This window comes from Nonomuraea sp. K271, from assembly GCF_009908215.1.
GTDB classification, from domain to species: Bacteria; Actinomycetota; Actinomycetes; order Streptosporangiales; family Streptosporangiaceae; genus Nonomuraea; species Nonomuraea longispora.
The window spans coordinates 34,340-56,635 of the sequence record NZ_JAAAHR010000022.1 but is presented as its reverse complement, the minus strand read 5'-3'; the positions used below and the strand labels follow the sequence as shown (position 1 = coordinate 56,635).

At 69.8% G+C, this 22,296-nt stretch carries 22 protein-coding genes and 1 tRNA gene; 19 read left to right on the top strand and 4 right to left on the bottom strand.

The window, feature by feature from the left end; translation table 11 throughout:
• Positions 1 to 31: 31 nt before the first annotated feature.
• Together cysC and GUY59_RS10655 are read right to left on the bottom strand one after the other, a co-directional pair.
• Positions 32 to 1,246: an adenylyl-sulfate kinase gene (cysC, locus tag GUY59_RS10660; protein ID WP_138198889.1), complete on the bottom strand. Its 1,215-nt coding sequence runs from the start codon at positions 1,244 to 1,246 to the stop codon at positions 32 to 34.
• Positions 1,247 to 1,317: 71 nt separating this feature from the next.
• Positions 1,318 to 2,037, bottom strand: coding sequence for a methyltransferase domain-containing protein (locus tag GUY59_RS10655; protein ID WP_138198888.1), 720 nt, complete (start codon positions 2,035 to 2,037; stop codon positions 1,318 to 1,320).
• Positions 2,038 to 2,099: 62 nt separating this feature from the next.
• Between GUY59_RS10655 and GUY59_RS10650 the strand changes: the two genes are divergently transcribed.
• From GUY59_RS10650 to GUY59_RS10560, 19 genes are all read left to right on the top strand, one after another.
• Entirely contained in the window at positions 2,100 to 2,477 is a 378-nt protein-coding gene (locus GUY59_RS10650; RefSeq protein ID WP_138198887.1) for a signal peptidase I, read from the top strand.
• Positions 2,478 to 2,571: 94 nt separating this feature from the next.
• Positions 2,572 to 6,069, top strand: coding sequence for a transcription-repair coupling factor (gene mfd, locus GUY59_RS10645; RefSeq protein WP_138198886.1), 3,498 nt, complete (start codon positions 2,572 to 2,574; stop codon positions 6,067 to 6,069).
• A gap of 30 nt (positions 6,070 to 6,099) precedes the next feature.
• The gene (locus tag GUY59_RS10640) at positions 6,100 to 6,759 is read left to right on the top strand and encodes a hypothetical protein (protein WP_138198885.1); all 660 of its coding nucleotides are present in this window, start codon (positions 6,100 to 6,102) and stop codon (positions 6,757 to 6,759) included.
• A gap of 3 nt (positions 6,760 to 6,762) precedes the next feature.
• Positions 6,763 to 7,692, top strand: coding sequence for a MazG family protein (locus tag GUY59_RS10635; protein ID WP_138198884.1), 930 nt, complete (start codon positions 6,763 to 6,765; stop codon positions 7,690 to 7,692).
• A 57-nt stretch (positions 7,693 to 7,749) separates the two neighbouring features.
• Positions 7,750 to 9,027 (top strand): phosphopyruvate hydratase, encoded by a 1,278-nt coding sequence (gene eno, locus GUY59_RS10630; RefSeq protein ID WP_138198883.1) that lies wholly within the window; start codon positions 7,750 to 7,752, stop codon positions 9,025 to 9,027.
• A 204-nt stretch (positions 9,028 to 9,231) separates the two neighbouring features.
• Entirely contained in the window at positions 9,232 to 9,648 is a 417-nt protein-coding gene (locus GUY59_RS10625; RefSeq protein WP_138198882.1) for an FtsB family cell division protein, read from the top strand.
• Positions 9,638 to 10,126 (top strand): DUF501 domain-containing protein, encoded by a 489-nt coding sequence (locus tag GUY59_RS10620; protein ID WP_138198881.1) that lies wholly within the window; start codon positions 9,638 to 9,640, stop codon positions 10,124 to 10,126. Before GUY59_RS10625 ends, GUY59_RS10620 begins: the two co-directional genes overlap by 11 nt.
• The gene (locus GUY59_RS10615; protein ID WP_138198880.1) at positions 10,117 to 11,061 is read left to right on the top strand and encodes a Ppx/GppA phosphatase family protein; all 945 of its coding nucleotides are present in this window, start codon (positions 10,117 to 10,119) and stop codon (positions 11,059 to 11,061) included. Before GUY59_RS10620 ends, GUY59_RS10615 begins: the two co-directional genes overlap by 10 nt.
• A 184-nt stretch (positions 11,062 to 11,245) precedes the next feature.
• A complete protein-coding gene (locus GUY59_RS10610) occupies positions 11,246 to 12,424 on the top strand; it encodes a hypothetical protein (protein WP_138198879.1) in 1,179 nt (392 codons plus the stop codon).
• 96 nt (positions 12,425 to 12,520) lie between these two features.
• A complete protein-coding gene (locus GUY59_RS10605; protein WP_132328831.1) occupies positions 12,521 to 12,847 on the top strand; it encodes a PadR family transcriptional regulator in 327 nt (108 codons plus the stop codon).
• Complete coding sequence (locus GUY59_RS10600; RefSeq protein WP_161714478.1) at positions 12,844 to 13,839, top strand: hypothetical protein; 996 nt, start codon at positions 12,844 to 12,846, stop codon at positions 13,837 to 13,839. The genes GUY59_RS10605 and GUY59_RS10600 overlap by 4 nt, the downstream gene beginning before the upstream one ends.
• An 18-nt stretch (positions 13,840 to 13,857) precedes the next feature.
• Positions 13,858 to 14,652 carry a uracil-DNA glycosylase gene (locus tag GUY59_RS10595; RefSeq protein ID WP_138198877.1) on the top strand — a complete coding sequence of 265 codons (795 nt, stop codon included), beginning with the start codon at positions 13,858 to 13,860 and terminating at the stop codon, positions 14,650 to 14,652.
• Positions 14,653 to 14,744: 92 nt separating this feature from the next.
• Positions 14,745 to 16,061, top strand: a complete 1,317-nt coding sequence (locus GUY59_RS10590; protein WP_138198876.1) for an NAD(P)/FAD-dependent oxidoreductase — start codon at positions 14,745 to 14,747, stop codon at positions 16,059 to 16,061.
• Between the two features lie 81 nt (positions 16,062 to 16,142).
• Complete coding sequence (locus GUY59_RS10585) at positions 16,143 to 16,655, top strand: glycine cleavage system protein R (RefSeq protein ID WP_132328839.1); 513 nt, start codon at positions 16,143 to 16,145, stop codon at positions 16,653 to 16,655.
• A 29-nt stretch (positions 16,656 to 16,684) separates the two neighbouring features.
• Positions 16,685 to 17,179, top strand: a complete 495-nt coding sequence (locus tag GUY59_RS10580; RefSeq protein WP_138198875.1) for a peptide deformylase — start codon at positions 16,685 to 16,687, stop codon at positions 17,177 to 17,179.
• Positions 17,180 to 17,228: 49 nt separating this feature from the next.
• Positions 17,229 to 17,301, top strand: a tRNA-Leu gene (locus tag GUY59_RS10575).
• Positions 17,302 to 17,854: 553 nt separating this feature from the next.
• Complete coding sequence (locus GUY59_RS10570; RefSeq protein ID WP_132328843.1) at positions 17,855 to 18,646, top strand: Bax inhibitor-1/YccA family protein; 792 nt, start codon at positions 17,855 to 17,857, stop codon at positions 18,644 to 18,646.
• Positions 18,647 to 18,812: 166 nt separating this feature from the next.
• Positions 18,813 to 19,046 (top strand): DUF4287 domain-containing protein, encoded by a 234-nt coding sequence (locus GUY59_RS10565; RefSeq protein ID WP_132328845.1) that lies wholly within the window; start codon positions 18,813 to 18,815, stop codon positions 19,044 to 19,046.
• Positions 19,047 to 19,099: 53 nt separating this feature from the next.
• Positions 19,100 to 19,507, top strand: coding sequence for a PPOX class F420-dependent oxidoreductase (locus GUY59_RS10560; RefSeq protein ID WP_138198874.1), 408 nt, complete (start codon positions 19,100 to 19,102; stop codon positions 19,505 to 19,507).
• Positions 19,508 to 19,632: 125 nt separating this feature from the next.
• Here the strand turns inward: GUY59_RS10560 and GUY59_RS10555 are convergent, their stop codons facing one another.
• Together GUY59_RS10555 and GUY59_RS10550 are read right to left on the bottom strand one after the other, a co-directional pair.
• Entirely contained in the window at positions 19,633 to 20,850 is a 1,218-nt protein-coding gene (locus GUY59_RS10555; protein ID WP_138198873.1) for an acetyl-CoA C-acetyltransferase, read from the bottom strand.
• A 70-nt stretch (positions 20,851 to 20,920) separates the two neighbouring features.
• Positions 20,921 to 22,264, bottom strand: a complete 1,344-nt coding sequence (locus tag GUY59_RS10550) for a hypothetical protein (protein WP_138198872.1) — start codon at positions 22,262 to 22,264, stop codon at positions 20,921 to 20,923.
• Positions 22,265 to 22,296: the final 32 nt, after the last annotated feature.

The following is a 22,296-nucleotide window of genomic DNA, read 5'->3' as shown; positions in this document are numbered from 1 at the left end:
CGGTCACTCACCACTGCCCTCCACGGCTCCGTCACCGGACCCACCCTCCTGATCTCAGCGTCTCCAGGACCCGGGAGACGGCCGCCTCGATCGTGATGTGCGTGGTGTCGATGGTCAGATCGGCGTCGTCCGGCTCCTCGTAGGGGTCGGAGACGCCGGTGAACTCGGGTATGAGGCCGGCGCGGGCCTTGGCGTACAGGCCCTTGCGGTCGCGCCGCTCGCACTCCTCCAGCGGCGTGGCGACGTGCACGAGCAGGAAGTCCGCGCCGACGGACTCGATCGTCTCGCGCACCTCCGCGCGGGTGGTCGCGTAGGGGGCGATGGGCGCGCAGATCGCCAGGCCGCCGTGCCTGGCGGCCTCGGCGGCGACGAAGCCGATGCGGCGGATGTTCAGGTCGCGGTCGGCCTTGGAGAAGGTCAGGCCCTTGGACAGCAGATGGCGCACCACGTCGCCGTCGAGGTAGGTCACCGTGCGGGTGCCGAGCTCCAGCAGCGCGTCGCGCACGCCGCGGGCGATGGTGGACTTGCCGGAGCCGGACAGCCCGGTGAAGAAGACCACGAGGCCGCGCCGGTGCGGCGGGCCCGGGATGTGCACGGGGTCGGGCCCCGGCAGGTGCTCGGTCGCGCCGTAGGAGGTGGCGACGTGCTCGCGCAGCTCCACATCGATCTCCGGCTCGTCGCGCGGCGCCAGGGGGACGGAGACGACGAGCGTGTCCCCGGGCAGTTGGTCACGTGCGCGCAGCGCGGCGCGTACGACGGCGGGGCCGGCCTCGCCGTAGGCGAGGGGGAGCAGCAGGATCACCGCGTCGAGCTCTTTCGCGGTGGCGACGATCTCGGAGAGGTCGTCGAGTGGCCCACGCATCGTGACGGCGAGCGCGGGCCGGCCGCCGAGCTCGGCCCGCACGTCGGACGGCGTACGCCGCAGGCGCGCGAACGGCCCGTGCTCGGGCGTGCCGAGGCCGCGGACGGGACCGGAGGTCAGCCCGTCGGGCTCGTGGGCGGTCACCGTGAGCGCGGCCAGCGGCGACCCTTCGGGGTCGAGCAGCGTGACCTCGTCGCCCGGAGCGACGTCGGCGGGCAGATGGAGGGTGACGGGAGCCGGCCACGGAGTGCCGTCGGCGAGCGTGCCGCGCTCGCGCACGGTGCGCAGGTCGTCGTGCCCGAGGAACCCGGTCAGCGGCTCGAACGCGCCGCAGACCAGCAGCTCGAGATCGGCCAGCTCGCGCGGGTCGGGGGTCCACTCCACGTATCCCTCATCCCCAACTAATCCGATTGAATTGGTAGGAAAGAATCCTAGCGGGTGGAAACAGTGTGGCACTAGATAAGCCGGGCGAAGTGGTGCTGGGGCTTCCTGATCACCATGGTGATCTCGTCGTGGGAGGCGGGATAGCGGTCGTTGGTCAGCTTGGAGATCGCCGCGATGGCGGCGGCGCCGATGCGGCGCGAGCGTGCGGGACCGCTGGTGTTGCGCAGCTCGTCGGTGATCATGAGGCCGCGGCTGAGACAGAACGCGTGCAGGCCGTCGCTCGACGAGAGCCGCTCGTAGACGGCAGGCAGCGGGCCCGGCCAGCCCGGCGGCACGAGCGAGCGCCACAGCAGGCCGCGCAGCCACGACGGCGTCACCCGGTCGAGCAGGCCGTAGGCGGACCCGCGGTCGCGCATGCGCAGCAGCACCAGGCCGCCCGGGCGCAGCGACTGCAGCAGGCGGTCGAAGATCAGCTCGGCGTGCCTGACCCGCTCCAGCAGGAACGACACCTGCACCACGTCGTAGGACCTGGGCGGCATGGGCACGCAGCGCAGGTCGCCGAGCGACCACGACGCGAGGTCTGCCCGCTCCTCGAGAATCCGCCGGATGACGGGGTGATCCTCGTCGGCTCCCGTGGCTCTGGTCTCGACGTGCTCGAGGACGAGCGGCCCGTCCTGCGCGCAGCCGGCGACCAGCACGTCGAGCCGCCTGTGCGGCTGCATCGCGCAGTGCTCGCGGACCCGCTGACCGAAGAGGTCGCCCCGCTGGGCGACAGATCGCACCTCAGACATGTCACCCACAGTAATCAATCAATCGTGATGAGTAATGCATTTCCCTGCTAGCGTCCTGGCCTGTGAGCGATGGGGTGCCCGAGTCGCGGATCTACGTGGGCAACGCGGGCGTCGACGGCGCGGGTGACGCCGGCTGGCTCCTCGGCCATTTCAAGCCCCCCGGAGATCCGCGCCACAGCGAGGACGTCGAGATCAAGTGGGGTGTGCACCCGCCGGGCGACCGCCGGGCGGCGTGGGCCGTCGGCGAGACGCGTACCGCCCTGCTCGTCCTGATCAGCGGGCGTTTCGTGGTCGAGTTCCGCGGCCGCGACGTGCTGCTGGCCGAGCAGGGCGACTACGTGGTCTGGGGCAAGGGCGTCGACCATTCGTGGCGCGCGGAGGCGGCCTCCACCGTGCTCACCGTGCGCTGGCCCTCGGTGCCCGGCTACAAGCTCGGGTGAGCCGGAGCGGCGAGTACCCTGGGTAAGGAACCCCCGCGACCTGTCCCGGCCGGGGGTAGTCGTGTTGCCGCAAATGGGGCTGTGGGCGTATCTGATGAGTCTTTCCGGACTGCTTGACCTTGTTCGCGCTGACCCGAAACTGGCCGCCGCCCTCGACGAGGGCGGCGATGTCGCGCTGGTCGCGCCGTCCGCGCTGCGGCCGTTCGGCGTGGCCGCCCTCGCGGGTCACGACCAGCGCACCGTGCTCGCCGTCACCGCGACGGGGCGCGAGGCCGAGGACCTGGCCGCGGCGCTGACCAGCCTGATCGACCCCGCGGAGCAGGGCTCGGTGGCGGTGTTCCCCGCGTGGGAGACGCTGCCGCACGAGCGGCTCTCACCGCGCAGCGACACCGTCGGCCAGCGGCTCGCGGTGCTCAGGCGGCTGGCCCACCCGATCAAGGACGACACCGCCGCCGGGCCGCTCAGCGTGATCGTGACCCCGCTCAGGGCGCTGCTGCAGCCGATCGTGAAAGGGCTCGGCGACCTGGAGCCGATCAGGCTGCGCGCGGGCGACGACGCCGACCTCGACGAGGTGGTCACCAACCTCGTCGACAACGGCTACCACCGGGTCGACATGGTGGAGAAGCGCGGCGAGGTGGCCGTGCGCGGCGGGCTGCTCGACGTCTTCCCTCCGACCGAGGAGCACCCGCTGCGGCTGGAGTTCTGGGGTGACACGGTCGAGGAGATCCGCTGGTTCAAGGTGGCCGACCAGCGCTCGCTGGAGGCGGCCGAGGACGGGTTGTTCGCGCCGCCGTGCCGTGAACTGCTGCTGACGGACGAGGTCAGGGCCAGGGCCCGCGAGCTGGCCGAGCGGCACCCGGCGCTGGCCGAGGTGCTCGACCAGCTCGCCGACGGCACGCCGGTGGAGGGCATGGAGGCGTTCGCGCCCGTGCTGGCAGGGGATATGGACCTGCTGCTCGACCACCTGCCGGCCAGGTCGGCGGTGTTCGTGTGCGACCCCGAGCGCATCAGGAGCCGGGCGGAGGAGCTCGTCCACACCTCGCAGGAGTTCCTGGAGGCCTCGTGGATCAACGCGGCGGCCGGCGGCGAGGCGCCCATCGACCTGGAGGCGGCGGCGTTCCGCTCGCTCGAGGAGATCCGTACGCACGCGGACGCGCTGGGCCAGCCCTGGTGGACCATGGCCCCGTTCGGCGCGGGCGTCGAGCTGGACGCGCACGACTCCGAGGCCTACCGCGGCGACACCGCCAGGGCGCTGGCCGACATCAAGGGCTGGCTGGCCGAGGGCAAGGCGGTCGTGCTGCTCAGCGAGGGCCACGGGCCCGCGGAGCGCATGGTGGAGCTGCTCAAGGGCGTCGACGTGCCCGCGAGGCTGCGGGAGTTCCTCGACCAGCCGCCCGAGCCCCGGGTCGTGCACGTCACGACCGGCCTGATCGAGCACGGCTTCATCACGCCGGGCCTGGCCGTGCTCACCCATCTCGACCTGGTCGGGCAGAAGGCGTCGACCAAGGACATGCGGCGGCTGCCCTCGCGCCGCCGCAACATGGTCGACCCGCTGCAGCTCAAGGTCGGCGACCACGTGGTGCACGAGCAGCACGGCGTGGGCCGCTACGTCGAGATGGTGCAGCGCACGGTCCAGGGCGCCACCCGCGAATATCTCGTCATCGAATATGCCAAGGGCGACCGCCTCTACGTGCCCACCGACCAGCTCGACGAGGTCACCCGCTATGTCGGCGGCGAGGCGCCCACGCTCAACCGCATGGGCGGCGCCGACTGGGCCAAGGCCAAGTCGCGGGCGAAGAAGGCGGTCAAGGAGATCGCCGGAGAGCTGATCAGACTTTACTCCGCCCGCATGGCCTCGCCAGGGCACGCCTTCGGGGCCGACACCCCGTGGCAGCGGGAGATGGAGGACGCCTTCCCCTACGCCGAGACCGGCGACCAGCTGGAGGCCATCGACGAGGTCAAGCGCGACATGGAGCGCGGCGTCCCGATGGACCGGCTGATCTGCGGCGACGTCGGCTACGGCAAGACCGAGATCGCGGTGCGGGCGGTGTTCAAGGCGGTGCAGGACGGCAAGCAGGTCGCCGTGCTGGTGCCCACGACGCTGCTGGTGCAGCAGCACATGTCGACGTTCGCCGAGCGGTTCTCCAGCTTCCCCGTCGAGATCAGGGCCGTCTCGCGCTTCCAGACCGACGGCGAGGTCAAGGCCACCCTCGAAGGCCTCAGGGCCGGGGCCGTCGACGTCGTGATCGGCACGCACCGGCTGCTCAGCCCCGAGGTCAGGTTCAAGGGACTCGGGCTGATCATCATCGACGAGGAGCAGCGGTTCGGCGTCGAGCACAAAGAGGCGATGAAACATCTCCGCACGCAGGTCGACGTGCTGGCCATGTCGGCCACGCCGATCCCGCGCACGCTGGAGATGGGGCTGACCGGCATCCGCGAGATGTCCACGATCCTCACGCCGCCCGAGGAACGGCACCCGATCCTCACGTTCGTGGGGCCGTACGACGAGAAGCAGATCGCGGCGGCGATCAGGCGCGAGCTGATGCGCGACGGCCAGATCTTCTTCGTGCACAACCGGGTCGCCTCGATCAACCGGGTCGCCGCGCGGCTGCGCGAGCTGGTGCCCGAGGCGCGCATCGCCGTGGCCCACGGGCAGATGAACGAGCACCAGCTCGAGAAGATCATGATCGGCTTCTGGGAGCGCGAATACGACCTGCTCGTCTCCACCACGATCGTCGAGTCCGGGCTCGACGTGCCCAACGCCAACACGCTGATCGTCGACCGGGCCGACAACTACGGCCTGTCGCAGCTCCACCAGCTCAGAGGGCGGGTCGGGCGAGGCAGGGAACGCGGCTACGCCTACTTCCTCTACCCGCCGGAGAAGCCGCTGACCGAGACCGCGCACGAGCGGCTGGCCACGATCTCGCAGCACACCGAGATGGGCGCCGGCATGTACGTCGCGATGAAGGACCTCGAGATCCGCGGCGCGGGCAACGTGCTCGGCGCCGAGCAGTCAGGGTTCATCGCGGGAGTCGGGTTCGACCTCTACGTACGCCTGATGGCCGAGGCCGTGCAGGAACAGAAGGCCAAGCTGTCGGGCGTCGCGGCGCCGGAGGAACAGCTCGACGTCAAGGTCGAGCTGCCGATCAACGCCCACATCCCGCACGACTACGTCACCTCCGAGCGGCTGCGCCTGGAGGCGTACAAACGGATCGCGGCCATCGCCTCGCCCGCCGACATCGACGAGGTGCGCGCCGAGCTGACCGACCGTTACGGCAGGCCGCCGCGGGAGGTGGAGAACCTGCTGGAGGTCGCCAGGTTCCGCATCAAGGCGCGCACGGCCGGGCTGTCCGACGTCACGCTGCAGGGCCAGAACATCAAGTTCGGCCCGGTGCGGTTGCAGGAGTCGCAGCAGGTCCGGCTCGACCGGCTTTACAAGAAAGCGATATACAAGCAGGCGGCGGAGACTCTGCTGGTCCCGGTTCCCAAGACCAAGCCGCTGGGCGGGCAGCCGCTGCGCGACCTCGACCTGCTCAAATGGTGTGGCGATCTGGTCGAGGCGATGTTCCTCGAGCCCGCACGGGTAAGCTAGCGGCGGTTTACGGTCGGAAAGGGACGTACGTTGAAGTCGATACGAGTGGCTGTGGCCTCCGCGGCGGCGGGCATCGCGCTGACCGCCTGCTCCTCGCCCATGCAGGCCGGCGCCGCCGCCGTGGTGGGGAACGAGCGCATTTCCGCGAGCGAGCTGAACGAGGAGACGAAGGCCTACGTCGCCGCCATGCGCAACGTCAAGCTGCCTCCGGAGCTGGAGGCCGCGCTCTCGGGCAGGAGCCTTGAGGAGGCGGTGGAGCAGGAGCAGGGCACACCGGCCAGCCAGCGTGTGCTGCGACGCATGGCCGACGTGCTGATGATCAAGCAGGTCCTGGAGCGGCACAACGTGCAGGTGAGCCAGACCGAGGTCGACAACGTGCTCAAGGACCCGGGCCAATATCCGTCCGCCGAGCTCAACCTGTTGCTCGGTCCCGCCGCCAGCGCACCCCAGGAAGCGCAGGACTACGGCATGGCGTTCGCCGGCCTGGAGAAGCTGCGCCAGCGGTTCGGCAGCGGCCAGGACGGCGCCGACCGGCTCACCAAGGAGCTGAGCTCGGTGAAGGTCGTCTACAGCCCCCGCTACGGCGCGCTCAACCCGCAGCGCTCGCAGCAGAACCCGGCGATGTTCGTCGACAACGGCAGGTTCGGCAAGGCCTCCGAGCCGCAGCAGCAGCCGCAGCAGCAGGGTTAGCCCGTGCCGCTGATCGTCGTCACCACCTCGCCCAGGGTCGCTCCTGGCCTGCTGAGCCACCAGGCCTGGCAGGCGTTGCGCTCAGGGCCGGTGCTGACCGGTGACGCGGCGCACCCCCAGCTCCCCTACCTGGCCGAGGCCGGCGTCGAGGTGGAGGTCGTCGAGCCCGACGCGCGTGAGCTGGCGCGAAGGGCGGTCGCCGGGACGGTCGTGTGGCTGGCCGAGGACGACGACGCCTTCATGCGGGCGGTGGGCAACGCCGCCATCGGGCTCGACGAGCCGCCGCTGATCGAGGTGATGCCGGGGTCCTACGACCTGCCGGGGGCGCGGGTGCTCGACCTGGTCGCGGTGATGGACCGGCTGCGCACCGAGTGCCCGTGGGATCGCAGGCAGACGCACGAGTCGCTGGTGCCGTACCTCCTCGAGGAGGCGTACGAAGTGCTGGAGACCATCGAGCAGGGCGACTATCCCGCGCTCCGCGAGGAGCTCGGCGACCTGCTGCTGCAGGTGGTCTTCCACGCGCGGGTGGCCGAGGGCTTCGACATGGACGACGTCGCCGAGGGCATCGTCGGCAAGCTCGTACGCCGCCACCCCCACGTGTTCGGCTCGGTGCGGGCGGAGAGCGCCGACGAGGTCAACGACAACTGGGAGACGATCAAGGCGGCGGAGCGGGCGGCCAAGGGCAGGGAGTCGGCGCTCGACGGCGTGCCCATGGGGCAGCCGGCGCTCTCGCTCGCCGCCCAGCTCGTGCGCAGGGCCGAACGCGCGGGGGCGCCGGAGGCGCTGTCGGCCGCCGTCGGCCAGGGAGTGGCCAGGGAGCTGTTCGACCTGGTGCGCAGGGCCTCGGAGGCCGGGCTCGACGCCGAGGCCGAGCTGCGGGCCGCCGCCCGCACCTATCGAGACAGGGTACGCACGTGGGAGTCGTCGCGCTGAGCGGACGTACCGATAGGCTCTGACGGCATATTGCCTTTCGATTTAGGAGCGCATCCCGTGGCTACCATCGAGGTCGTATACGCCCGCGAGATCCTCGACTCGCGGGGCAACCCGACGGTCGAGGTCGAGGTCGTGCTCGACGACGGCAGCACTGGCCGTGCCGCAGTGCCGAGCGGGGCGTCCACCGGCCAGTTCGAGGCGGTCGAGCTGCGCGACGGTGGCGACCGTTACGGCGGCAAGGGCGTGGAGAAGGCCGTGCTCGCCGTGACCGACGAGATCTTCGATGAGATCCACGGGGTCGAGGCCGAGGACCAGCGCATCGTCGACCAGATCATGATCGACCTGGACCGCACGCCCAACAAGGCCAAGCTCGGCGCCAACTCCATCCTGGGCGTCTCGCTGGCCGTGGCCAAGGCCGCCGCCGACAGCGCAGACCTGCCGCTCTTCCGCTACGTCGGCGGCCCCAACGCCCACGTGCTGCCCGTCCCCATGATGAACATTCTGAACGGCGGGGCCCACGCCGACACCAACGTCGACATCCAGGAGTTCATGATCGCACCGATCGGCGCGGAGACGTTCCGCGAGGCCGTGCGCGTCGGCACCGAGGTCTACCACGCGCTCAAGCGCGTGCTCAAGGAGAAGGGCTACGCCACGGGGCTGGGCGACGAGGGCGGCTTCGCGCCCAGCCTGCCGTCCAACCGCGACGCGCTCGACCTGATCCTGGTGGCGATCGAGCGGGCCGGTTACGTGCCGGGCGAGGACGTCACGCTGGCGCTCGACGTGGCCGCCTCCGAGTTCCACAAGGACGGCGTCTACACGATCGACGGCAAGGGCCTGTCGGCGCAGGAGCTCATCGAGTTCTACGCCGACCTGGTCGCGAGCTATCCGCTCGTCTCGATCGAGGACCCGCTCGACGAGGAGGACTGGGCCGGCTGGAAGGCCATCACCGAGGCGCTCGGCGACAAGGTGCAGCTCGTCGGTGACGACCTGTTCGTCACCAACCCGGAGCGGCTGGAGCGCGGAATCCAGGAGGGAACGGCCAACGCCCTGCTGGTCAAGGTCAACCAGATCGGCACGCTGTCGGAGACGCTCGACGCGGTCGACCTGGCCCACCGCAGCGGCTACCGGTGCATGATGAGCCACCGTTCCGGTGAGACGGAGGACACGACGATCGCCGACCTCGCGGTGGCGGTCAACTGCGGCCAGATCAAGACCGGCGCCCCTGCCCGTTCCGACCGGGTGGCGAAGTACAACCAGCTGCTGCGCATCGAGGAGCTTCTGGACGACGCCGCCCGTTACGCGGGTCGCGCGGCTTTCCCGCGCTTCCGGCGCTAGTTTCGAACGAGGAGGCGCCGACGCCCTAGCCGATGCGACGGCGGGAGCGCGGGCGCGGTGACCGGCGGCGGTGACCGGCGGCGGTGACCGGCGGCGGTGACCGGCGGCGGTGACCGGCGGCTCCTTACGGTGGCTTCTGCCGGCGGCTCCTCACGGCGACGGGGCCGTCTCCGGGGATGAGGCAACGAGCAGGGAGTGCAGCACATGGCGAAGAGACCACAGTTGACCGGACGGGCCGCCATCCTGGCCGTCGTGGTGTGCGCGATCGCGATGAGCCTGGCCTACCCTGTCCGCGAATACATCAGTCTGCGCCGCAGCATCGCGGAGGCGCTCGAGGAGAAGGCCATGGTGGAGGCGGAGCGGCAGGCCCTGCTGGCCCGCGACCGGCAGAGCAACGATCCCAACTGGATCAAGAAGACCGCCAAGGAGCGGCTGCACTACTGCGGCCCGGGCGAGAAGTGCTATGTCGTGATGGCCCCCGACCGGGGCAAGGAGCAGGCGGAAGTGAAGCGGCCCGCGACGGTGCCGCCGTGGTACCAAACGCTCTGGGAGTCCGTCGAGGCCGCGGACAAGGACACCGGACGCCGGGCGGTCACCGGGAAGGAACGTGGTGGACGCTGAAGACGCCGAGGTCGTGCAGCGGCAGCTGGGCCGGCCTCCCAGGGGGCTGCGCGGGGTGGCGCACCGCTGCCCGTGCGGCAACCCTGACGTCGTGGAGACCGCGCCGCGCCTGCCCGACGGCTCGCCGTTCCCGACCCTCTACTACCTGACCTGCCCAAAGGCGGCCTCGGCCATCGGAACGCTGGAGGGCTCCGGCCTGATGCGTGAGATGCAGGCGAGGCTGGCCACCGAGCCGGAGCTGGCGCGGGCCTACGAGGCCGCCCACGACGACTACGTCGCCAGGCGCGACCAGGCAGCGCGGGAGCAGGGGCTTGAGCCGCTGCCGCGCGACATGCAGAGCACGGGCGGCATGCCGCGGCGGGTCAAGTGCCTGCACGCGCTCGTCGCCCACGAGCTGGCGGCGCCCGGCGTCAACCCGATCGGCAGGGAGGCGCTCGACGCCCTCCCCGAATGGTGGAGTGACGGACCATGCGTGTAGCCGCGATCGACTGCGGCACCAACTCCGTACGTTTGCTCATCGCCGACGTCGGCGATGACGTGCTGGACGACGTCGAGCGGCGGATGGAGATCGTCCGCCTGGGGCAGGGGGTCGACCGCACCGGCAGGCTGGCCCCCGACGCGCTCGACCGTACGTTCAAGGCGATGCGCGCCTACCGCGAGCTGATCGACAGGCACGGCGCGACCGCGACCCGGGTGGTGGCCACGAGCGCCACCCGAGACGCGGCCAACCGGCAGGAGTTCGTGACCGGCGTGCGCGAGATCTTCGGGGTGGAGCCGGAGGTCGTGACGGGCGACGAGGAGGCGGAGCTGTCGTTCACGGGCGCGACCAAGGGCCTGGTCAGGTTGTCGCCCGAGACCGAGGTGCCGCAGGGGCCGCTGCCCCCCTATCTGGTGGTCGACATCGGCGGCGGTTCCACGGAGTTCGTGGTCGGCTCAGAGCGCGCCGAGGCGGCGCTGTCGGTGGACATCGGCTGCGTACGCCTCACCGAGCGGCATCTGCGTGACGGCGACCCGCCGGCAGCGCCCGCTCTGGAGGCCGTGGTCGCCGACATCGAGGCGGCGCTCGACCGCGTCGAGTCGGCGGTGCCGGTGCGGCGGGCGCACACGCTCGTGGGCCTGGCGGGCTCGGTGACGACGGTGGCGGGGATGGCGCTCGATCTGCCCGCCTACGACCCGGCCCGCATCCACCATTCGCGCCTGTCCGCCGAACAGGTGCACGACGTGACGCGGCGGCTGCTCGCGATGACGCACGGTGAACGCGCCGCGGTTCCGGTCATGCATCCGGGACGGGTGGATGTAATTGGTGCGGGGGCGCTCATTCTCGACCGGATCGTACGCCGATTCGCATTTCCGCAGGTCGTTGTTAGTGAACATGACATCCTTGACGGTATTGCTTGGTCCATAGCCCGATAGCTGAAGAAATCCGGACATTTCCGGTCTATGCATCATGTTGAGGGCGCGATCAGTATTGTGCTTGAGTAAAGGTGCATACGGGGGCTTTGCCATATCGCTGTGCACGGAAGGTGCCGGCGTGGCGACCGTTCCCGAGCGCCTCTTCCCTCAAGGAATGGAGCACACTCACATGATGTCTGTTGGGTTGGCACGTAGAGCGGCGGCGATCGGTGCGTCGACCGCGGTGCTGGCCGCCTTGGCCGCGGGTCTGGCCTCCAGCCCCGCCCAGGCGGCGACCATGGCCACGGCCGCCTCCGCCAAGGCGAAGGCGAGCTCGAAGGTCACGGTCGCGCGGCCGAAGGCCTCCACTCGTAGTTACGAAGGTTCCTGCCCGGTCAAGGTGAATTTCTCGGCCAAGGTCAAGGTGCCTGTCAAGGGCAAGACGCAGCTGGCCTACCGCTGGCTGCACGGTGACGGCTCCAAGAGCAAGGTCAAGACGATCACGCTCAAGGGCAAGGGCACCAAGACGGTAACCGTCAAGCAGTCCATCACCTTCAAGGACGACATCAAGAAGGGCTGGGAGGCCGTCCAGGTCCTCGGCCCGAAGAAGGTCACCTCCAAGAAGGGCTACTTCTCGGTCTCCTGCGAGGCGGAGAAGAAGCTGAAGGAAGTGCGTACGCACCTCGACCGGAAGATGTCGGCGCGTGCCTGGGTCCACCCCAGCAGGTACGTCGGCTCCTGCAACCCCGGTGACAGGATCGGCGTCGCCGGCGTCATCAAGACCGACCGCCCGTCGTGGGTGCGTTACCGCTGGGTCCTCAACGGTGACGTGGTCGACTACGGCAAGGTCAAGGTCCGCGATGCGCGCAAGGTCGGCTTCAGCTTCGCGCCGCGTCACAGCCAGCGTGGCTGGGCGCAGCTGCAGGTGCTCCGTCCGGACACCGCGTACTCCAACCGCGCGTACTACAAGGTCTGGTGCAAGGACGACAAGCCTTCCTTCCCCGCGCCTGACTCCCGCACCAAGGTGAGCGCGTCCAGCTCGGCGTCGACCACGAACGCGTGCTCGCTGAGCGCCTCCGGCACCATCCGCTCGACCGGCGCCGCCCGGGTGAAGTGGAGCTGGACGCTCAACGGTGCGACCGTGTCCAGTGGTGTGGCCGAGTTCGGCCGTCACGGCGGTTCCGAGCGCGTCTCCTTCTCGAAGGACAAGCTGACGGGCCGGCACGCCCACGGCGGCAACGTGACGCTGTCGGTCACGGGCCCGAACAACAGCGACTCCTCCACGAGTGGCTACGCGCCCTGCAGTGCTCCGGCTCCGTTGCCCAAGGCCACTCCGACCGACTCGCCGTCGCCGGTGCCTTCGCCCCGGCTTGGTGACAAGTAGTCCGAGTGATCGGCTGAACCAAGAACCGGGTGGTGCCTCCTGGCGCCACCCGGTTTCTTGTTGCCACTATAACGCTATGCACAGTAGTGTTCATGCGTGGATAGCAGCCAGCTGCTCAAAGGCGTGCTCGACCTGGCCGTGCTGGCCGTGCTCAAGGAGCGCGACGGCTACGGCTACGACATCGTGCGCAGGCTCAGGGAGGCCGGCCTCCACGAGGTGGGCGACGCCTCGGTCTACGGGACACTGCGCCGCCTGTTCAAGGCAGGTGCGCTGACCTCATACGTGATGGCCTCCGACGAGGGCCCGCACCGCAAGTACTACGGGCTCAACGAGGTCGGCATGAGGATGTACGCCGCCTCGGCGAAGACCTGGTCCTCCTTCTCGGAGACCATGGCATCCCTGCTCAAGGAGGGCCGAGAATGACTCCAGAAGAATACGCGCAGGCCGTACGCGATGCCCTGGCCGATCATCCGGAGCGGGAGGAGCTGCTCGACGATCTCGACGACCACCTGGCCGAGATCGCGGCGGAGTCCGGCCTGCCGCTGGAGGAGCGGCTGGGGCCGCCCGGCGCCTACGCCGAGGAGCTGGCCGCCGCCTATGGAGAGCGCCCTGAGCGCCGGCGAAGGGTCCGTCCCGGGCCGCGGGAGCGGGCGCGGAACGCGCACGCCCTCCTCATGCGTTACACGCCCTACAGGGGCCTTGTGGGCTTCCTGCCGGAGCTGCGGCCGGGGTGGTGGGTGCTGCGCGGCTACGTGCTGGCCATGATCCTGGTGTCGATGGCCGGCGACGGCAGGATCGCCCCCGCGACCGCCGCCGACTGGGCCGTGGCCGTCGCCTGCGTCCTCGCCTCGGTGTGGTTCGGCAGGAGGCGGAGGGGGAGGCTGGTCCTGCTGCTCGCGGTGGCCGCCAACGTGGTGGCCGGGCTGGGCTTGTTCGTCGCGGTCGTCGATCAGCAGAGCTCGCCCTCCCCGGCCTCGGTCTACATGGCCGAGCCGACATGGGTGCGCAACGCGTCGTCCGACGGCGTCTACAACATCAAGCCGTACGCCAAGGACGGCACCCCGCTGACCGACGTCTACCTCTACGACCAGGACGGCAACCCGCTCACCACCGACCCCGAGCGCTACGGCTACACGGTCGACCGGTCGTGCGGCGAGCCGATTCTCAACCGCTACCCGCTGCCGCTGACCGAGCAGACCTTCTCCGGCCCGGCCCGGCCGACGCCGTCGCCCGGCTGCGCCGACCCGTCGGCCGACCCGTCGGCAGGCCCGTCGGCAGGCCCGTCGGCAGGCCCGTCGGCAGGCCCGCCGGCCACCGATGAGGTCACGCCCGAGACCACGCCGGAGGCCACGTCCGGGGCCACGCCTGAGACCACGACGCCCGCGCCGACGCCGAGTCCTGAGAAGACGCGCTGATCGGGCACCATCGGTGTCATGAGCTTCGTACCTCCCGGCACCGGATGGCCAGGCGACCCGGCGACCCCTGACACCCCCGTCGCGCTCGGCCCCGCGGACGTGCGCCGCCTGGCCGCCTCCAGCGACACCCTCGCGGAGCTCACGGCCAGGCAGTCGGTCTGCCGGGCCTGTCCCCGCCTGGTGGAGTGGCGGGAGGAGGTGGCCAGGGTGCGGCGGCGCGCGTTCGCGGACGAGACGTACTGGGGCCGTCCCGTCCCCGGCTGGGGCGACGAGCACCCGCGGATCCTGATCACAGGGCTCGCGCCGGCCGCGCACGGCGGCAACAGGACCGGCCGCATCTTCACCGGCGACCGCAGCGGCGACTGGCTGTTCGCCTCGCTGTACCGCATCGGCCTGGCCGCGCAGGAGACGAGCACGCACGCGGGAGACGGGCAGCGGCTCATCGGCGCGCGGGTGGTGGCGCCGGTGCGCTGCGCTCCTCCGGCGAACAAGCCGACGCCGGAGGAGAAGAGCACCTGCTTCCCGTGGATGGCGCGGGAGCTGAGGCTGGTCGCGCCGGACGTGCGGGTGGTGGTGGCGCTCGGCGGCTACGCCTGGCAGGCGGTGTGGCCGGCGCTCAAGGACGCGGGCTACGCGCTGCCGCGCAGCAGGCCCCCGTTCGGGCACGGGGCCGAGGTCGAGATCGCGTACGACGGCCTGCCCGTCACGCTGCTCGGCTGCTACCACCCGAGCCAGCAGAACACGTTCACCGGCCGGGTCACCACCCAGATGCTGGACGATCTGTTCTCCCGTGCCAGGTCATTGGCTGTGTGACGCGTCGCACCATGCCAGGAATGGATTCATCGGACACCCTTGCCGTAGGCTTGTGAATGCTTTCACAAGCAATCCCAAGGGATGTGGGCAGGATGAACCAGCACATTCTCATTGTCGGCGGAGGATACGTCGGCCTCTACACAGCGCTCAGGCTGCAGCGCAAACTCCACCGTGAGCTGCGCAGCGGCGAGGTGCGCATCACGATCATCGATCCCCAGTCCTACATGACCTACCAGCCGTTCCTCCCCGAGGCGGCGGCCGGCAACCTCTCCCCCCGGCACATGGTCGCGCCGCTGCGGCGCGTGCTGCCGAAGGTGCACATCCTCAACGGCACGGTGACCAGGGTCGACCACGCCGAGCGCACCGTGACCTTCCAGCCCGCCGAGGGCGAGCCGCGGCAGGTGGCCTACGACGTGATCGTCATGGCCGCCGGGTCGATCTCGCGTACGCTGCCCATCCCCGGGCTGACCGACATCGGCATCGGTTTCAAGACGGTGGGCGAGGCCATCGCACTGCGCAACCGCGTGCTGCACCTGCTCGACGTGGCCGAGTCGGCCGACGACCCCGAGGTGCGGCGCAGGGCGCTCACGTTCGTCGTCGTCGGCGCCGGCTTCGCGGGCGTGGAGGCGCTCGCCGAGCTGGAGGACATGGCCAAGCACTCGACGCGCTACTACCGCAACATCGGGCCGTCCGACCTGCGCTGGGTGCTGGTCGAGGCCACCGGCAGGGTGCTGCCCGAGGTCGGTCCCGAGATGGGCAGGTGGACCCTGGAGCAGCTGCGCGAGCGCGGCATCGACGTCCGGCTGGAGACCCGCCTGGAGTCGTGCGAGGGCGGCCACGTGGTGCTCTCCGACGGCTCGGAGTTCGACGCGGAGACCCTCGTGTGGACGGCGGGCGTCAAGCCCAGCACGGTGGTCAACGACAGCGACCTGCCGCTCGACGAGCGCGGCCGGATCAAGGCCACCGCCATGCTGACCGTCGCGGGCACGCAGGGCGCGTTCGCGGCCGGCGACGCGGCCGGGGTGCCCGACGTGACCGACCCCGGCCAATACTGCGCGCCGAACGCCCAGCACGCCGTGCGCCAGGCGAAGGTGCTGGCGGACAACGTCGTACGGCACCTTCGCGGGCAGGAACTAGTGCAATACCGCCACAAGTATGTCGGATCGGTTGCGGGGTTGGGCCTGCACCAAGGCGTCGCGAACGTCTATGGCGTCAAGCTTCGCGGATTCCCTGCATGGTTCATGCACCGCACTTACCATCTGTCGCGGGTGCCGACGCTGAACCGCAAGGTCCGCGTCGTCGTCGACTGGACCCTGGCCCTGTTCTTCAAGCGGGAGACGATCTCGCTGGGTGAGATGGAGCACCCGCGGGACGGCTTCAGGGCCGCGGTGGCGACGACTCGCCGTTAGCCCGGGAACGGCAGCGCCCTGGTGAGTCTCGCCGGGGCGTGGGCGGCGCCCCTGGTCGCATGAGCGGAAGGGGAACCACGGGTGGGGCTCTCAGCGGTGACCGTGCTCGGCGTGGACCGACCCGGCGTGATCGCCGCAGTCACCGGTTCGCTCGCCGACTGCGGGGCGAACATCCAGGACTCGACCATGACGCTGCTCGGCGGCCACGTGGCGATGATGTTGCTCGTGTCGGGCGAGGTGGACGCGGCCGAGCTCACCAAGCGCCTGTGCGCACCCGACCTCGTGGTGACGGCCTCGGCGATCGAGGCGCGCCGCCACTTCTGCGACGACGGCGGCGGTCTCGGCTACGTGCTGACCGTCCACGGCCCCGACAGGCCCGGCATCATCTCCGCCATCAGCGCCGTGCTCGCGGCCGACGGTGGCAACATCACCGGCATGAGCACCAGGCTCACCGGCCGGCTGTACGTGCTGATCGCCGACGTCGAGCTGCCGAAGGAGGTGGACGTGGCGGCGCTCATGCGCAGGCTCGCCGCCGTCGGCGCCGGCCTGGACTCCGAGATCACCTTCCGCCCCGTCGAACCGGACCTGTTGTGACCCGGCCGGCGGACGGAAGGCCCCGCGCGGTGATCGACGCCCCGCACCCGCTGCTGTCCACCTCCGCCGACCCGGTGGACCCGACCGCCCCCGATGTCGTGGCCGCCGCCGCCGATCTGCTCGCCACCCTGCGCCACGAGCCCTCCACGACCGGCCTGGCAGCCCCCCAGATCGGCCTGAGCTGGCGCCTGATCGCCTTTGACGCCGGGCGCCACCCCAGGAGCCGGTCGCGGACCGGAGAGCTCGTGGTGGTCAATCCACGGCTCGCGACGGCCGCCCGCTGGGACCACCTGCGCGAGGGGTGCGTGTCCGTCCCCGGGCTCACCGCCGACGTACGTCGTGCGACGCGCATCACCGTACATGGGCATTTGCCAGGCACGGGCGAGCCGGTCACCATCGAGGCGGATGCCGTGGAAGCTCGTTGCATTCAGCACCAACTGGACCATCTGGACGGTCTACTCTTCTTGGACAGAGTGGTGGGAGCCCTATCACTTCACCGCAGTCATCACAGTTGTGACGGCTGATGCGAAGTTGTGCTCCTCGGAAGCATGGTCCGTTTCGTATGATTGCGGCGCCCCCGTAGCCCAATGGCAGAGGCAAACCCCTTAAAAGGGTTGACGTGCGGGTTCGAATCCCGCCGGGGGCACCTGCCATCTTCGCCGCCTTTAGGGTTCTGACCTGGAGGTTCGCCGCGATCACGGGACGGACCCCTTCTGTCGTTTCCCCCTCGATATCGATTTGTTACGGAGTTGTCGCGGCCCCGGCGCTTCGTCGCTGGTGGAGGCCTCGTCGGGAGGCCGGGGATCTCGTTCGCGCACCGGTACGGCCGATTGCTCTCCATGGGAAACTTCTTGAGAGCGCGGTCATATTGACAAACCGTCCGGCTTCTGCTTTCCGTGCTCGCCGGAGTTTCTTAGTGTGAATGGTTGACTACGGAATACAACCGGTCGGCCCTTTTCTCTAGGAAAAGGCACCGCACACCATCATCACGCACCGGAAGGGCTCCGTCACGGACCCCGCGCACGGGCTCCGGGCGACCGGACCCGGATGACCTTGCGAGGTCGTCGCTGACCTTGGGAACTCGAAGCCGGACACGTTCGTTGTCAACGCTGCGGAAGTCCCGAACCAACATCGATCTGACGCGTCAGTTGACCAAGGTGCCGCCAGGCCCCGTAGGCTCGGCGTCACAGGAGGCAGCGATGGAGAGCAAGAACCCCGTATTCAGCAGGTCGCGGCAGCAGGCCGCGGGCTGGGGCGGGCCCACCCCGTCCCCCGACCAGTTGCAGAACATGTACGACGCGCCGTCGTACGCACCGCCGGCCAGGCCCGCTCACCGGACCATGACCCTCGATGACGTCGTGGTGCGCGGGTTCCTCACGCTCGGGGTGCTCGTCCTGGCCGCCGCCGCGGCCTGGGTCCTCAACGTGCCGCCCATGGTCGCCATCGGCGCGGCCATCATCGCACTGATCATCGGTCTGATCGCGTCGTTCACGATGAGCACCAACCCGGCGCTCATCCTGGGCTACGCGGTGTTCGAGGGCATCTTCCTCGGCAAGATCAGCGCCGTGTTCGAGGGCGCCATCAGCGGCATCGTGCTCCAAGCGGTGCTGGGCACGGCATTCGCGTTCGGCGCGGTGCTGACCGTCTACTCGTTGCGCATCATCCGCGTCACGCCCAAGCTGGTGAAGTTCGGCATCGCCGCCGCCATCGCGGCCATCGGCCTGCTGCTCGTCAACCTGGTCGTCGGCCTGTTCAACGACGGCGGGCTCGGCCTGCGCACCGACAGCCCGATCGGCTGGGCCTTCAGCATCGTCATGATCCTGATCGGCTGCTTCTTCCTGCTCCTCGACTTCGACGCGATCGAGCAGGGCGTCAAGCAGGGCGCCCCGGAGAAGTTCGCCTGGCAGTGCGTGTTCGGGCTGACGCTCAGCCTCGTGTGGATCTACCTCGAGGTGCTGCGCTTCGTCAGCTACTTCAGCAGTAGCGACTGATCGTTCACCCCGCGTCATCCGGAGGGCTCCGCCAGTCAGGCGGGGCCCTCTCTGTGTGCGACCGAAAATCTACCCGCCGTCACAAAATGATGCCTGACTCAGGGCTTGCCATTCGCACGCTGGTGTTGCAGTGTCAACGAAAGGACCCTTATCCGCGGAGGTGCCCATGTCCTTGAACCACTCACCGGAGACGCAGACGAAGCTCATCGCAAGGGTCCCGGCCATAACGGGACGCGAACTCCCAGAGTGGTTCCAAGCCATCGACAACGGCCCGAGCTTCCTCAGATGCGCCGAGCGGGCCAATTGGCTCGCCGACGAGCACGGGCTCACCCACGGCTACGCCGCCGCGATCGTTCACGAGCACGAGCGGCACCGCCGTAACCGCATGGGCTTTGTCTAAGCCCTACCATCCTCGCGCCCGTGTGCCGCACACGGGCGCGACATCATGAGGGGATGGACGTCGACAAGGCACTCGCCTTCCTCCGCACCCACCATCACGCCATCCTCCTCACCAGGCACCCCGACGGGCGACCGCAGATGTCGCCGGTCGTCGCCGGCGTCCAGGACGCCGACATCGTCATCAGCACCAGGGAGACGGCGGTCAAGACGCGCAACGCCCGCCGCGATCCCGCCGTCTCGCTGTGCGCCTTCACCGACCGCTTCTACGGTGACTGGATCCAGGTGGACGGCACGGCCGAGATCATCTCGCTGCCGGAGGCCATGGACCATCTGGTCGCCTACTACCGCGACATCTCGGGCGAGCACCCCGACTGGGACGACTACCGCGCCGCCATGACGCGTGAGCGCCGCGTCGTCCTGCGCATCACCCCGACCCGCGCCGGCCCCGACCGCCACGGTTAGTCCGCGGGGCGGCGGTCCACCACGGCGACCGGGCGACGGGGGCTCGCGCCAAGGCGGGCCCCCTTCATCCGGTCAGCGGTCGTTCCCTTGGAGGGGGCCCGGCCACGCGCGGCGATCGGACGAGATCAGGACAGGCGCTCCAGCACCATCGCCATGCCCTGCCCGCCGCCCACGCACATGGTCTCGAGACCGATGCTCTTGTCGTGGTGCTGGAGGCTGTTGACCAGCGTGGACGTGATCCGGGCGCCCGTCATCCCGAACGGATGCCCGACGGCGATCGCCCCGCCGTTGACGTTGAGCCGCTCGAGGTCGATCCCGAGGTCGCGGTAGGACGGGATCACCTGGGCGGCGAACGCCTCGTTGATCTCCACCAGGTCAATGTCATCGATCGCCATCCCGGCCCTGGTCAGCGCCTGCTTCGAGGCCTCCACCGGCCCGAGCCCCATGATCTCCGGCGACAGCCCGGTGACCCCGGTGGACACGATCCTGGCCAGCGGCGTGATGCCGAGCTCCGCCGCCTTGACGTCGCTCATCACGACGACCGCGGCGGCCCCGTCGTTCAGCGGGCAGCAGTTGCCCGCCGTGACGGTGCCGTCGGGGCGGAACACCGGCGCCAGGGTCGAGACCTTCTCGTAGGTGGTGCCGGCGCGCGGGCCGTCGTCCTTGCTCACCACAGTGCCGTCCGGCAGGGTCACGGGCGTGATGTCCTTCTGCCAGAACCCGTCGGCCAGCGCCTTCTCCGCGAGGTTCTGGGAGCGTACGCCGAACTCGTCCTGCTCCTGGCGAGTGACGCCCTTGAGCTGGGCGAGGTTCTCGGCCGTCTGCCCCATCGCGATGTAGATGTCGGGCACGTCGCCGTCCTCGCGCGGGTCGTGCCACTGGCGTCCGCCCTCGGTGAACGCCTGCGTGCGGGCCAGGGCGTCGGCGAAGACCGGATTCTGGGTGTCGGGCAGCGAGTCGGAGTTGCCCTTGGTGAAGCGCGAGACGGTCTCCACGCCGGCGGAGACGAACACGTCGCCCTCGCCCGCCTTGATCGCGTGAAAGGCCATCCTGGTGGTCTGCAGGGAAGAGGAGCAGTAGCGCGTCACGGTGGTGCCGGGCACGTCGTCGAGCCCCAGCAGCACCGCCACCACGCGGGCCATGTTGAAGCCCTGCTCGCCGCCGGGCAGGCCGCACCCGAGCATGATGTCGTCGATGGACGCGGGATCGAGCTGGGGCACCTTGGCCAGCGCCGCCTGGATCATCTGCACGGTCAGGTCGTCGGGCCGGATCTCCTTGAGCGACCCCTTGAAGGCTCGTCCGATGGGTGAACGCGCGGTTGCGACGATGACTGCCTCGGGCATGGCCCCTCCTTTGTCGGCGCTAATAGTAGAACTATATTCCAGTTCTACGCGCAAGCCCCGACCGGCCACGCTATCCGTACATTCCCGGCGCCGTGGCGGTGTGGTCGTTCACGGCGTGGATCGCCCCCTTCTCGTCACGCCACAACCGCCAGCCGTCCTGGCTGCCGGTGAACCAGGCCGGCGGCGCGGAAGCGGGCGAGACGCGCTTGCCGGTGCCGAGGTCGTACTCGCAGACCGCGGCCGTCGAGTAGAAGCCCGGCGCCTGCCCGCGCAGCGTCAGCGGCTTGGGGTCGGTGACGCAGAACGACCACCCACGCTGCTCCTCCACGGGCACCTGCTTGCCGGTGACGAGGTCGAAGGCCGAACCCTTGGCGTTGTGCTGGAGGAAGCCCAGTTTGTCCATCCGGTCGGGGAAGGCCAGCCACCAGCCGGAGCCGGGCACGTCGGAGGCCGTGACCTGGCCGACCACCCGCCCGGTCTCCGAGTCGAGCCGGGCGAAGCCGCCGTAGGCGCCCTGCCGGTCGACCGGGCGGACGACCGGCGCGTAGCCGGGGTTGCCGCTGGGATAGACGCGTACGACCGAGGGCCGCATCCAGTTGATCGTCCCGTCGGCGATCTCGAGGGAGAACAGCCCGAACGTCGAGATCTTCTTGGTCCGCGGGTTGGTGTAGGGGGCGACGTAGCCGACGAGTTTGCCGCCCGTCGAGCCGAACGCCCACCCGCCCGACATGTCGATGCCGGGGCCGAGCGCCTGCTCGATCGGCTGCTGCCACTGGAGCTTGCCGGTCTTCAGCTCGTACGACTCGATCATGGGGTTGGCGGAGAGCCGCAGCAGCAGGACCCGGCGCGCGTCGGACCACTCCACCTCGGCGATGCCGGGCAGCTTCCACAGTTGTTTGCCCGTGGCCGGGTCGAGCACCACCATGCGGGCCTTGGCCAGGGCGGTGTGCTCGGACAGGCAGACGTAGGGGCCGCAGCGTTGCGGCCCGAACGTCGAGTGCACCGGCCTGGTCCACTTGCGCACCCCGGAGTAGGCGTCGCGGGCGACGAGGGTGGCGTTCCAGGCGCCCTTCTTGGCGGGGTCGAGCGCGACGACCACGCTCTGGCCCTCGGAGGTCTCCACGGCCGCGGGGGTGGAGACCCCCATGCCGGGCAGCCGGCCGGCCATCGTGGCCGGGTAGGCCCACAGGCGCTTGCCGTCGCGCAGGCCGATGGCGACGGTCTCGAGTGTGCCGCCGGACTTCAGGGACGTGGTGGCGACCACCCCGCCGGCCACCGCCATTCGGCTGACGGCGTTGACGTCGGCGTTGTGCCAGGTCGGGAAGCTCGTCGTGGCCGCGTCGCTGCCGGAGCATGCGGTCGCGGCGAGGATTCCCGCGAGGGCGATAGACGATTTCCACAGGGGCCGGAGCACAGGCAATTCACTCCAAAGAGGGACGAGGAGTG